At 67.2% G+C, this 12370-nt stretch carries 11 protein-coding genes; 9 read left to right on the top strand and 2 right to left on the bottom strand.

Features of this window, described 5'->3' with window-relative positions; genetic code table 11:
- Nucleotides 1-84: 84 nt before the first annotated feature.
- The 8 genes from ACTG4X_RS10690 to ACTG4X_RS10655 all read left to right on the top strand — a co-directional run bounded on the left by ACTG4X_RS10690 (nucleotide 85) and on the right by ACTG4X_RS10655 (nucleotide 8616).
- Entirely contained in the window at nucleotides 85-1227 is a 1143-nt protein-coding gene (locus ACTG4X_RS10690; protein WP_093075350.1) for an aromatic ring-hydroxylating oxygenase subunit alpha, read from the top strand.
- Nucleotides 1228-1285: 58 nt separating this feature from the next.
- Entirely contained in the window at nucleotides 1286-2218 is a 933-nt protein-coding gene (locus tag ACTG4X_RS10685) for a DMT family transporter (RefSeq protein WP_256216693.1), read from the top strand.
- Between the two features lie 39 nt (nucleotides 2219-2257).
- Nucleotides 2258-3166: a sulfurtransferase gene (locus ACTG4X_RS10680; protein ID WP_440533771.1), complete on the top strand. Its 909-nt coding sequence runs from the start codon at nucleotides 2258-2260 to the stop codon at nucleotides 3164-3166.
- The gene (locus tag ACTG4X_RS10675) at nucleotides 3163-3762 is read left to right on the top strand and encodes a DUF2796 domain-containing protein (RefSeq protein WP_093049964.1); all 600 of its coding nucleotides are present in this window, start codon (nucleotides 3163-3165) and stop codon (nucleotides 3760-3762) included. The genes ACTG4X_RS10680 and ACTG4X_RS10675 overlap by 4 nt, the downstream gene beginning before the upstream one ends.
- A 4-nt stretch (nucleotides 3763-3766) precedes the next feature.
- Entirely contained in the window at nucleotides 3767-4513 is a 747-nt protein-coding gene (locus ACTG4X_RS10670) for an ABC transporter ATP-binding protein (protein ID WP_093075356.1), read from the top strand.
- Nucleotides 4510-5772: an ABC transporter permease gene (locus tag ACTG4X_RS10665; RefSeq protein ID WP_093049958.1), complete on the top strand. Its 1263-nt coding sequence runs from the start codon at nucleotides 4510-4512 to the stop codon at nucleotides 5770-5772. The genes ACTG4X_RS10670 and ACTG4X_RS10665 overlap by 4 nt, the downstream gene beginning before the upstream one ends.
- A gap of 3 nt (nucleotides 5773-5775) precedes the next feature.
- Nucleotides 5776-6414: a DUF3299 domain-containing protein gene (locus ACTG4X_RS10660; RefSeq protein WP_093049955.1), complete on the top strand. Its 639-nt coding sequence runs from the start codon at nucleotides 5776-5778 to the stop codon at nucleotides 6412-6414.
- Between the two features lie 180 nt (nucleotides 6415-6594).
- Nucleotides 6595-8616, top strand: coding sequence for a DUF3300 domain-containing protein (locus tag ACTG4X_RS10655; protein WP_440533770.1), 2022 nt, complete (start codon nucleotides 6595-6597; stop codon nucleotides 8614-8616).
- A gap of 27 nt (nucleotides 8617-8643) precedes the next feature.
- Here the strand turns inward: ACTG4X_RS10655 and ACTG4X_RS10650 are convergent, their stop codons facing one another.
- A complete protein-coding gene (locus tag ACTG4X_RS10650; RefSeq protein ID WP_440533769.1) occupies nucleotides 8644-9912 on the bottom strand; it encodes a M20/M25/M40 family metallo-hydrolase in 1269 nt (422 codons plus the stop codon).
- Between the two features lie 234 nt (nucleotides 9913-10146).
- Here ACTG4X_RS10650 and ACTG4X_RS10645 point away from each other — a divergent pair, with 234 nt between their 5' ends.
- Nucleotides 10147-11385, top strand: a complete 1239-nt coding sequence (locus tag ACTG4X_RS10645; protein ID WP_176928698.1) for an MFS transporter — start codon at nucleotides 10147-10149, stop codon at nucleotides 11383-11385.
- A gap of 10 nt (nucleotides 11386-11395) precedes the next feature.
- Here ACTG4X_RS10645 and ACTG4X_RS10640 read toward each other — a convergent pair whose 3' ends face one another.
- On the bottom strand, nucleotides 11396-12304 hold the full coding sequence (locus ACTG4X_RS10640; RefSeq protein ID WP_218132210.1) for a LysR substrate-binding domain-containing protein: 909 nt from the start codon (nucleotides 12302-12304) through the stop codon (nucleotides 11396-11398).
- Nucleotides 12305-12370 lie beyond the last annotated feature (66 nt).

Here is a 12370-nt window from a genome sequence, read left to right as displayed (position 1 = left end):
ATTCTTCGGGCCGCCGACCCTTCCTGGCGGCGCCTTCCGTTCTTTTCTCTTTTTCTCCCTGTGGGGAGCTTGGTCAGGTCCTCCATGTCTGATTTAAGTCTTCAACTGCAGCAGGCCGCGAGCCAACTTCCAGTTTCCGCGTATTTCGACGAGGCGCTCTATGCCCGCGAAATGCAAAACCTTTTCGCGCGAGGGCCCCGCTATGTCGGCCATCGCCTGGCCGTGCCCGAAATGGGCGACTTCCACACCCTGCCGCAGGAGCATCAGGGCCGGGCGCTGGTCCATACGCCCAAGGGCGTAGAGCTGATTTCCAACGTCTGCCGCCACCGCCAGGCACTGATCCTGCAGGGCCGGGGCCAGCTCGACAACCAGGCCGGCGGCAACATCGTGTGTCCGCTGCACCGCTGGACCTACGCCGCGAGCGATTCGCGCACCACCGGCACGCTGATCGGCGCCCCGCATTTCGAGCAGGACCCCTGCCTGAACCTGCACAACTACCCGCTCACCGAGTGGAACGGCCTTCTTTTCGAGAAGAACGCCGACGGCTCGGGCCCCGACGTGGCGGCCGACATGGCCGGCCTCGGCCCGCAGGCCGACCTGGACTTCAGCGGCTACGCGCTCGACCGCGTCGAGCTGCACGAGTGCAACTACAACTGGAAGACCTTCATCGAGGTCTACCTCGAGGACTACCACGTCGGCCCGTTCCACCCGGGCCTGGGCAGCTTCGTCACCTGCGACGACCTGCGCTGGGAGTTCAAGCCCCGCTACTCGGTGCAGACGGTGGGCGTGGCCAACCGCCTGGGCCGCGCCGGCAGCCCGGTCTACCAGAAGTGGCAGGAGCAGCTGCTCAAGTACCGCGACGGCAAGCCGCCGAAGTACGGCGCCATCTGGCTCACCTACTACCCGCACGTGATGGTCGAGTGGTATCCGCACGTGCTTACGGTGTCGACCCTGCACCCTGTGAGCCCGACGAAGACGCTCAACATGGTCGAGTTCTTCTACCCCGAGGAAATCGTCGCCTTCGAGCGCGAGTTCGTCGAGGCACAGCAGGCCGCCTACATGGAAACCTGCGTGGAAGACGACGAGATCGCCGAGCGCATGGACGCCGGACGCCGCGCGCTGATGCTGCGCGGCGACAACGAGACCGGCCCCTACCAGAGCCCGATGGAAGACGGCATGCAGCAGTTCCACGAGTGGTACAAGGCCGCGATGCAGAAACCAGCCTGAGACCGGCCCGCCCCGCACTCGCCGGGGCACTCTTTTTTCTTACCTTAGAGTCGAAACGATGCAAGCGCTGTGGATGGTGCTGGGGGCCTTTTTGTTCGCCACGATGAGCGTGGTCGTGAAAGTCGCCTCGGAGTGGTTCAACAGCGGTGAGATGGTCCTGGGCCGTGGCCTGATCGGCATCGTCTTCCTCTGGCTGCTGGCCCGCAATCGCGGCGTCTCGCTGGCCACCCGATACCCCGGCATGCACGCGTGGCGCAGCACCATCGGCGTGCTGTCGCTGGGCGCCTGGTTCTATGCCATCGCCCACCTGCCGCTGGCCACGGCCGTCACCCTCAACTACATGAGCAGCGTGTGGGTCGCAGCCTTCCTGGTCGGCGGCTCGCTGCTGGCCTGGGTGCCGGTGCCCGGGCGCGACGGCCGCGTGGAGCGCCCGCCGCTGCAGGGCACGCTGGTGCTGACCGTGCTCGCCGGCTTCGTGGGCGTGGTGCTGATGCTCAAGCCCAGCGTCAACGGCAGCGAGGGCTTCGCGGGCATGCTGGGTTTGCTGTCGGGCCTGACGGCCGCGTTTGCCTATATGCAGGTGATGGCGCTGTCGCGCATCGGCGAACCCGAGCTGCGCACGGTGTTCTATTTCGCGGTCGGCTCGGCAGTGGCCGGAGCCTTCGCCACGGCGGCCACCGGGTTTTCGGGCGGTGGCGCCTGGACCTGGCAGCATGCGCTGTGGCTGCTGCCCATCGGATTGCTGGCCGCCCTCGGACAACTCTGCATGACCCGCGCCTACGCCACCGCCAAGACCCAGGCCGGCACACTGGTGGTGGCCAACCTGCAGTATTCGGGCATCGTCTTCGCGGCGTTCTACAGCGTGGTGCTGTTCAACGACCGTATCGATGCCACCGGCTGGGCGGGCATGGCCCTTATCATCGCCAGCGGCATTGCTGCAACCGTGTTGCGACAACGGGCGGTGCCCAAGGCGCCGGCCGAGGAACATTGACTCTTTCTGCATTGACCTGACCAGAGAAGGACACACACCATGTACACCACCCTCATCAGCGTCGAACAACTCCGCAAGCTGCAATCGACGGATACGCCTCTCATGGTGTTCGACTGCACCTTCGACCTCATGAAGCCCGAGAGCGGCGCGCAGCAATACGCGGCCGCGCACATTCCGGGCGCGCTGTACGCCAACCTCGACACCGACCTCAGCGCGAAGCACGGCGCCCCCGGCGCGCACGGCGAGGTGGTCGTGGCGCAGGAAGACGGTCTGCCCGCCTCGGGTGGACGCCACCCGCTGCCCAGCCGCGAGAAGTTCGCGGCCTGGCTCTCGAGCATCGGCTTCGCCAACGGCATGCAGGCCGTGGTGTACGACCGCAACGGCGCCAATTACTGCGGCCGCCTGTGGTGGATGCTCAAGTGGATGGGCCACGACGCAGTGGCCGTGCTCGACGGCGGCCTGCAGGCCTGGCAGGCCGCTGGCGGCGAAGTCACGAGTAGCGAGGAGCCCGCGCGCTTCCAGTCGAACTTCGTCATGGGCGAGCCGATTGCGAAGCTCGTCACCACCGACACCGTGGTGCGCCGGCTCGGCCAGCCTGACCAGAACCTGATCGACGCACGCGCCGGTGCACGTTACCGCGGCGAGGTGGAACCTCTGGACCCGATTGCCGGTCACATCCCCGGGGCCTTCAACCGGCCTTTCGCCGACAACCTCGGCCCCGACGGCAAATTCAAGCCGGCATCGCAATTGCGTGCCGAGTTCGAAGCGCTGCTCGCGGGACGCGACGCGGCGACAGTCGTCCACCAGTGCGGCAGCGGCGTGAGCGCCGTGCCGAATCTGCTCGCCATGCAGATCGCGGGATTCGGGACGACCGCGCTCTATGCCGGCAGCTGGAGCGAATGGAGCAACACGCCGGGGCTGCCGACCCGGCAAGGCGCTGAACCATGACATTGACGACGACGAATCGACGTTCCCGAAGCCTTGGCCGCACCACCGGCCTCGCCATCGCCGCCGCCCTCCTCGCGGCCGCCCCGTTCCTCACCGCACAGGCCCAGCAGCAGCACGCCCACGTGCACGGCCAGCTCAAGCTCGACGTGGCCGTCGACGGCCCCACGGTGGTGATCGACATGGAGTCGCCGCTCGACAACATCGTCGGCTTCGAACGCGCACCCAAGACCGACGCCGAGAAGAAGCTCGTCGAGGAAGCAGTTGCGCAGCTGCGCGCGGCCGACAAGCTCTTCATCGTCGATCCGGCCGCCAACTGCAAGCTCGGCCCGGTCGACCTGCGCTCCGGCGCACTGGGCCTGGGCAACCCCGATCCGAGCGAGCCCGTCGGCCATGCCGACCTCGACGCCACCTTCTCCTTCAATTGCACCAACGCGGCCGCCGCGAAGTTCATCGACCTGAACCTGTTCAGCGTGTTCAAGGGCCTGCGCCAGATCGACTCGCAGATTGCCACGGCGCAGGGCCAGTTCAAGCGCCAGCTCAAGCGCCCGGCCGGCGCGCAGGCAAGCCAGCCCGCCCGGCTCAGCTGGGGCAAGTAACGCTGTGAGTACCCATCCCGAGGCAGAGTCGTCGCCCTTGCGCGTCGTGCTCGCAGCCGAAGCGCTGCGCTTCGCATGGCCCGGCGTGAAAACGCCGTGCATCGACATCGAGGCCTTTCGTATCACCGCAGGCGAATCGGTGTTCCTGCATGGCCCGAGCGGCTGTGGCAAGAGCACGCTGCTGTCATTGCTGGCCGGCGTGCTGGTGGCAGACGAAGGCCGCGTCACGCTGCTGGGACACGACTGGTCCAAGCTCTCGGGCGCAGCGCGCGACCGCAGCCGCGTGGCGCACGTGGGCTACATCTTCCAGCAGTTCAACCTGCTTCCGTACCTGAGCGTGATCGACAACGTACTGCTGCCCTGCCGCTTCTCGCAGCGGCGCGAAGCAAATGCCGCACGCAACGGCAGTTCGCGCGACGAGGCCGAGCACCTGCTCCACCAGATGGGCCTCGACCGCAACCTGTGGAAGCGCCAGGCGCTGCAGTTGTCGGTCGGCCAGCAGCAGCGCGTGGCCGCGGCGCGCGCGCTCATCGGCCAGCCCGAAGTGGTGATTGCCGACGAGCCCACTTCGGCACTCGACGAAGACCGGCGCGAAGCCTTTCTCGACGTGCTGCTGACGGCCTGCGCCGAGAACCACAGCGCGCTCGTGTTCGTGAGCCATGACCAGCGCATCGCGCAGCGCTTTGTGCGACACGTGCTGCTGCCCGAGATCAATCGCGCCGCCACCAGCGCAATGGCGGTGGACGCATGAAAGCACTTTTCTCGATTGCCTGGCGCAGCGCCTGGAACCGCCGCTTCACGCTGGCACTCACGGTGTTCTCGATCGCGCTGTCGACCTTTCTTCTTCTGGGTGTCGAACGCATCCGCACCGAGCTGCGCGAGAACTTCGCATCCTCCGTCTCGGGCACCGACCTGATCGTGGGCGCGCGCACCGGCTCCACGCAGCTGCTGCTGTACTCGGTGTTCCGCATCGGCGCGGCCACCAACAACATCTCGTGGAAGAGCGTGCAGGCGCTGTCGGAGCACCCGGGCGTCGACTGGGTGGTGCCGCTGTCGCTCGGCGATTCGCATCGCGGCTTCGCAGTGCTGGCCACTTCCACCGACTACTTCACGCACTTCCGCTACGGCGACAAGCAGACGCTGAAGCTGCGCGAGGGCAAGCCCTTCAGCGAACTGTTCGATGCTGTAGTTGGCGCCGAAGTGGCCGACAAGCTCGGCTACCACGTGGGCCAGAAGATCACGCTCGCGCACGGCAGCGGCGAGCTCAACGTGGCCGAGCATGCGGACAAGCCTTTCACCGTGGTCGGCGTGCTCGCGCGCACCGGCACGCCGGTCGACCGCACGGTGCACATCGGCCTCGCGGCCATGGAAGCCATCCACCTCGAATGGGTGGGCGGCGCGCCGATGCCGGGCGTGCACATTCCGGCCGAGCAGGTGCGCAAGTTCGACCTCACGCCCAAGAACGTGACGGCCGCGCTGGTGGGCCTGAAGAACCGGGCTGCCGTGTTCGGCGTGCAGCGCTGGATCTCGACCTACACCGGCGAGCCGCTGATGGCCATCCTGCCCGGTGTGGCACTCGACGAACTGTGGAGCGTGATCGGCATCGGCGAGAACGCGCTGCTGCTGATGTCGGCGCTGGTCGCACTGGTAAGCCTTGCGGGGCTGGTGTCTGTGGTGATGGCCGGCCTCAACGAACGCCGCCGCGAACTCGCCGTGCTGCGCGCCGTGGGCGCAGGCCTGCGCCACGTGCTGGCGCTGCTCGCACTCGAAGGCGCAATGGTCACCGTGCTGGGCGTGGCCTTCGGCGTGGTGATGGCGGTGCTCGGCATCGCCCTGCTCTCGCCATGGCTGCAGGCACAGTTCGGGCTGACATTGAGCCTTTCAGAACCTACACTGAACGAATGGTTGCTCATGGCAAGCCTGCTGGTCGCTGGATGGCTGGCAAGCCTCTTGCCTGGCATCCGCGCCTACCGACTCTCCCTTGCCGATGGCCTCTCACCGAGGATTTGAACCATGCCCATTGCACACACGACGTCCAAGAGCAAAGCTTTCATCCGGCTTTCAATGCTGATCGCCGGTGCCGGCCTCACAGCCGCCGCCTGGGCCGCCGAGCCCGCGCCCAAGGACACCACCGCCACCAACCCATTGGGTGGCAAGGCTGCAGCACCCGCCGCCGCCAAGGCCGCACCGGGCCAGCCTCGCCAGATCACCTGGGAAGAACTGGTGCCCAAGGACTGGGACCCGGCCAAGGAGTTCAAGGGCATGGACCTGAGCGCACTCGACGATGGCGACCCGCGCGCCAACGAGCTGCTCATGAAGATGCAGGAGGTGTCGAACAACGCGCCGACCAACCCCGCGATGAATGGCACCGAAGTCAAGATTCCGGGCTTCATCGTGCCGCTCGAAGAGGCCAAGGGCGAAGTCACCGAGTTCCTGCTGGTGCCCTACTTCGGCGCCTGCATCCACACGCCGCCGCCGCCCGCCAACCAGATCCTGCACGTGGTGCCGCAGAAGGGCGCCAAGTTCCGCGCCATGGACACCGTGTGGGTCACCGGCAAGCTGCAGACCCTGCGCAACGACTCGATGATGGGCGTGAGCGGCTACCACGTGAGCGCCGCCAGCGTCACCAAGTACACGGGCGGCGCCAAGTAGCAGCAACGCAGCAGCGCGGGAGGCAGCGGCCTCCCTGCCGTGTGGTTCTGCGCCGACAGGTTTGACGGCGCACCACCGACACAGACCGTTGCATCCACGGCGCAGGCTTTGTCATCGCCTGCTGCCGCGCACCGTTGAAAGAGTTCCGGGCACGACGCCGGCGTCCTCATGGAACTCCAGATGACAAAAAATCTCCCCCTCGCTCCACGACTGCTGACGATCTCGCTGTGCATCGGCGCCCTCGTCCTCGCAGGCTGCGACAAGACCCCCAGTACGCCGGCTGCCGCGCCCATTGCCGCCGCCACCGACCCGGCAACCACCATTCCCGCGCCCTCGGTGCCGCAGACACCGGCCCCTGCCGCAGCTCCGGTGCAGGCTGCCTACACGCCGCCCGCCGCCGAGCAGCTCTACCAGATGGTCGCGCCCATCGCGCTCTACCCCGACAAGCTGGTAGCCCAGATCCTGGCCGGTGCCACCTACCCCGAGCAGATCACCGCCGCGCACGAATGGCTTGCGCAGAACCGCAACCTCAAGGCCGGTCCGCTGTCCGATGCAGCCAACCAGCAGCCTTGGGACCCGAGCGTGAAGTCGCTCACCGCATTCCGCCCAGTCATCGACCAGATGGCCGGCAACATCCCGTGGACCGAGGCGCTCGGGCAGGCCTACTACAACGACCCGGCCGATGTGATGAACGCGATCCAGGTCATGCGCCAGCGCGCATCGAAGGCGGGCCGCCTCAAGAACAACGACAAGCTGCGCGTGGCCAGCGCCGCGCCGCCGCAGAACTACGCGCCCTCGCCGGACATGCAACCCATGTACGCAGGCCCCGCGGTGATCGAGCCGCCGCCGCAGTTCATCACCATCGAGCCCGTGCAGCCTGACGTGGTGTACGTGCCGGCCTATGACCCGCAGGTCATCTATGGCGATCCGCAGCCGATCTATCCCGGCTATGCCTATGCACCGCCGGTCGAGGTGGTGTCGCGGGGCTACAGCGGCGGCCAGGTGGCGGCTGCGGGTGCGCTCGCGTTCGGAGCCGGCGTGATCGTGGGCGCCGCACTGGAGCGGCACGACTGGGGCTGGCACTCATGGAACATGAACTGGGGCGCGCCGCGCGGGCGTGACCGCGATCGTGGCCCCGCCGTGCAGCCAGCCTTCGCCCGGCCGGCCGTGGTCTACAACAACAGTACCTACATCTCGCGCTCGACCACGGTGGTCAACAACAACGTGCGCAATGTCTACAACAACAATGGCGGACCGCGCGGCGCGCTGCCGCCGGGGGCACCGCCACCCAACTTCGCGGCCGGCCCGGGCCCTGCGCAACAGCAGCAAGCCCTGCTCGCGCAGCAACAGCAACAGCAACAGCAACAACAACGCCAGCAGCAACAGCAGCAGGCGGCGCTTGCGCAACAACAGCAGCAACAACAAGTCCGTCAGCAGCAAGCCCTGATGCATCAGCAGCAGGCGCAGCAACAAGCCCAGCAACGTTCGCAGCAGCAGACCCAGCAGTTGCAGGCACAACAGCAACAACAGCAAGCGCGCGAGCAACAGCAGCAGGCACGCCAGGCCCGGCTCCAGCAGCAGCAAGACCCTGCGCGCCGCCAGCAAGCCCAACCAGCGCAACAACAACAGCTGGCCCAACAGCAGGCGCAGCAACAGCAGCGCCAACAGCAGCAGGCGGTACAGGAACAGCAACGCCAGCAACAACAGCGCCAGCAACAGGCCCAGCAAGAGCAGTCGCGCCGCCAGCAGATGCAGCAGCAACAGCAGGCGCAGCAACAGGCCCGTGCGCAGCAGCAGGCCCAACAACAGCAACAGCAGGTCCAGCGCCAACAGGCGCAACAGCAGCAGGCCCAGAACCAGGCCCGGCAGCAGCAGCAAGCCCAGCAGGAGCAGCTACGCCGCCAGCAGCAGGCGCAACAACAGGCACAGCAGCAAGCCGCGCGCGCTCAACAGCAACAGGCGATGCAGCAACAGGCGATGCAGCAACAGCAGCAGCAACGTCAGCAGCAGATGCAGCAACAGCAGGCCCGTGCCCAGCAACAGGCGCAGCAGCAACAACAGCAGATCCAGCGCCAGCAGCAACAGCAGCAGCACCAACAACAGCAGGCCCAGCAGCAGCAACAGCGCGCGGCCGCAGCGGCTGCGGTCGCGGCGCGGCGCCCACCGGGACGGCCCGGCGAGCCCGGACAGCAACAGCAGTAGCGCGCCCGCGCCGCCGGGCGGCGTCTATCAGTTCTTGCCGATCTCGGTCAGCAGCCGCGTGACGAGGTAGAGGCGCGGCACGATCGAGTCGACTTCGATGTACTCGTCGCGCGCGTGGTAGCCGAAGCCCGCGAGACCGAAGCTCTCGACCACCGTCGCCTTGCCCGAACGACCCGCATAGCCCGCGTCGGTGCCGCCGCCGGTCATCGGCGTCAGCGCAAGGTCGCGGTCGATTTCCTTGTAGATGGCCTGCGCCTTCTCGGCCAGCGCGCGGCCCTTGTCGCCCGCGATGAAGGCCGGGCGACCCACTTCCACCTTCACCGTGATCTCGGTGTCGGGAATCAGCTTGCCGGCCGCGATCTTCGCCTGCAGCGCCTCGTTGAGCTTCTTCTCGGCGCCGGGCTGCGTGATGCGGATGTCGCCCAGCGCCTGCGCCTTCTCGGTGATCTGGTTGATCGGGCCCGTGGCGCGCGCCACGGTCCAGTTGAGCGTAACGCCGGGGATGTCCTTGGCGAGATCCTTGGTCTGCAGCATCTGGTACGACAGCTCGTACAGCGCGTTGCGGCCCAGTTCGGGCGCCGCGCCGGCGTGTGCTGCGCGGCCTTTCACTTCCATCGTGGCCTGCGCGATGCCGGCCGCGCCCAGCAGCAGCGACTCGCCCTTGACCACCGACTTCGCCACCGTCGGCTCGAACGACAGCACCGTGTCGTGCTGGTCGGCCATCGTGGCGATCAGCTCGCCGGAGCCGACCGAGCCCACTTCCTCGTCGGGGTTCATCACCACAGTGAGCGTGTCGTAGTCGCGCCAGCCGGCATCGGCCAGGATCTTGAGCGAGGCCATCATCACGGCCAGGCCGCCCTTGTCGTCGGCTATGCCGGGGCCGTAGATACGGTTGCCGTCGACCTTGTAGGGCTGGCTGCTCAGGATGCCCGGTGAATACACCGTGTCCATATGGCCCTGCAGCATGATCTTGCGCTTGCCCGTGCCCTTGATGGTGCCGATCACGAGGTCGGCGCCCGCGCCGGCCGTGGCCTTGCGGCGCTCGGTCTTGAAGCCGGCGGCCTTCAGGCGCCCTTCCACCACGTCGGCCATCTTGAGCAGGCCGTCGACGTTGAGGCTGCCCGATTCGATCAGCACCATCTCCTTGAGGTTGTCGATCACCGCGGGCTGCGCCTTCTCGGCGGCGGCGAGCAGCTTCGCATCGGGCGCGGCGTGCGCGCCGGCGACAGCGCCGAGCGCGAGGCCGCAGGCCAGGGCCATGGAGCGAAGCGGGAAGGAGGACAAACGCAAAGTCATGGTGTTTTTCTCGGGAGTGAATGACGGCACACAGCATAGCCACGCGCTCGTGCCGGGCGAGCAAATCGGAGACACGGCAACGACAGGGTTTGCCCGACTGGTCCGCCGCAGGGCTCCATACGCAAAAGCTACCGCAATGCATTCCGGAAAATGTATTTGTGGATATGCATGGCGGCTCCTAGCATCGGCCGCATCAGCGCCAAAGAGCAGCTGCATCCATCAGGAGACAAGAACATGTCATCGCTTCCACTCGCCGGGGCCAGCCGCCCGCCACGCGCCCTCCCCTACGCCAGCCGCTTCTCGATCGTCGTCTGCTTCCTGATCGCATTGATCGACGGCTACGACACGCTGATGCTGTCCTTCGTCGCACCGCTCATCTCCAGGGAATGGGGCATGCCGCCTGGCGCCTTCGGCAAGGTGTTCGCCGTGAGCTTCGCGGGCGCTGTGGTGGGCGCACTCACCGTGGGTGCGGCGGCCGACCGCTTCGGCAGGCGCCGGCTGCTGCTTGCTTCGATCCTGGTGGCAGGCGGCTTCATCCTGCTGAGCGCGACATCGGCCAGCCCGGAGCAGCTGATGCTGTGGCGCTTTCTCTCGGGCATCGGCCTCGGCGGCGCGATTCCCACCATCTCGGCGCTGGCGGCCGAGCATGCGCATCCGGACCAACGCAGCGCGACGGTCTCGCGCATGTTCCTGGGCTTTCCCATCGGGGCCGTGGCCGGTGGCGCCATCACGGCGGCGCTGATGCAGTCGGTGGGCTGGCGCGGCATCTTCATCGGCGGCGGCACACTGGCGCTGGCGCTGCTGCCGCTGGTGTTCGCAATATCCGAGTCGGGGCGCACGAGCACCACGGCAGCGGACGCAAGCCCCGCCCATGCCAGGCGCCCACTGGCCGAACTCGTCGCCGAAGGACGCGGCCCCGGCACGGTGCTGATCGCCACCGCCGCCTTCATGATCCTGCTGGTCAGCTACTTCCTGCTGAGCTGGACGCCCAGCGTGCTCGCCATGAACGGCATGAGCCCGCAGCGCTCCGCGCTCGCCGGCGTGATGCTCAACGTGGGCGGCGTGGCTGGGGCTTTCGCCATGTCCTTCGTGGTGGCGCGGCGCAGCCCCTTTGGACCGGTGGCGCTATGCCTGGCGCTGGGCGCCGCGCTCGTGCCTTTCTTCGGCTTTCACATCGTCGGCAGCGAGGTCGCCGCCTTCTGCCTGGTATTCGCCATCGGCCTGCTGGTGATCGGCGGGCAGATGAACATCCCCGCGCTGTGCGTGCACTACTACCCGGCGAGCGTGCGCGCAACCGGGGTGGGGCTGTCGATGTCCGTCGGCCGCATCGGCTCCATCGTGGGGCCGCTGGTCGGCGGCCTTCTGGTGGGTGCGAAGTTGCCGTGGGGGCAGCTGTTCTTGCTCGCCGCGATCCCGGCCTTCATCGCGGCGGCCGCCCTGGGCTGGATCGCGTACCGCAAGCCGCGCGGCTGACAGATCGTCATCAGCGCTTGCGGCTCGACGCGACCTGCGTGCCGCGCAACAGCCGCAACAGGCTCTCCAGGTGCGGATTGGCGTCCGCATCGCGGTAGCCCAGGTACAGGCTCGACACCGCGTCCTTGTCGAGGATGCGGCTGTACAGCACCCCCTCGAGCTGGATGCACTGCGTGTCGGCCGGCACGATGGCCACGCCGAAACCCGCCGCCACCAGCCCGACCATGGTCGAGGCCTCGCGCGTCTCGTGCATCACCGCCGGGCGGAAGCCGGCCCTGGCGCACAGCTCCTGCACCTTCCAGTACAGGCCGATGCCCGCGTCGCGCGGATAGACGATCAGCGGCACGTCCTTCAGTTCGCGGATGTGGATGCCCTTGCCGCGCGTGAGCACGTGCTGCTGCGGCATCGCCGCGACCAGCGGCGCCGAGTACCACTCCTCGATGGTCACGCCCACCGGAATGCTCACGTTGGGCTTGCGCAGCACGCCAAGGTCTAGCTCGCGGGCATTGATGGCGTCGAGCTGATGCATCGACGCCATTTCCCGCAACTGCAGCTCGACCGCCGGAAAGCTCGCGCGGTACTGGCGAATGCCCGATGGCAGCGCCGTCGTGAGCATCGACGAAGCGGTGAAGCCCACGTTGAGCTTGCCGACCTCGCCCGCTGCGGCGCTCTGCACTTCGTCTTTCGCGCTCTGCACCGAGGCAAGGATGGTGCGCGCCCGGTCGAGAAAGTGCCTCCCGGCCTGCGTGAGATACACGCGGCGCTTGTCGCGCTCGAAAAGCTGCACCCCCAGCTCTTCTTCGAGCCCCCGAATCTGCGTGCTCAGGGGCGGCTGTGCCATGTAGAGGCGTTCCGCGGCGCGGGTGAAGTTGAGTTCTTCCGCCACGGCAACGAAGTAGCGCAGGTGTCGAAGTTCCACGATATCTCCAGCGTATCGAATGCAATCCGAATCCGGTATTTCCGGATATGACACCCATTCTCTAGC

The sequence above is a fragment of the Variovorax sp. YR566 genome (assembly GCF_051992195.1).
Lineage (GTDB): Bacteria > Pseudomonadota > Gammaproteobacteria > Burkholderiales > Burkholderiaceae_C > Variovorax.
Note: the sequence above shows the minus strand (reverse complement) of the source record. Positions and strands in the feature narration are given on the sequence as shown.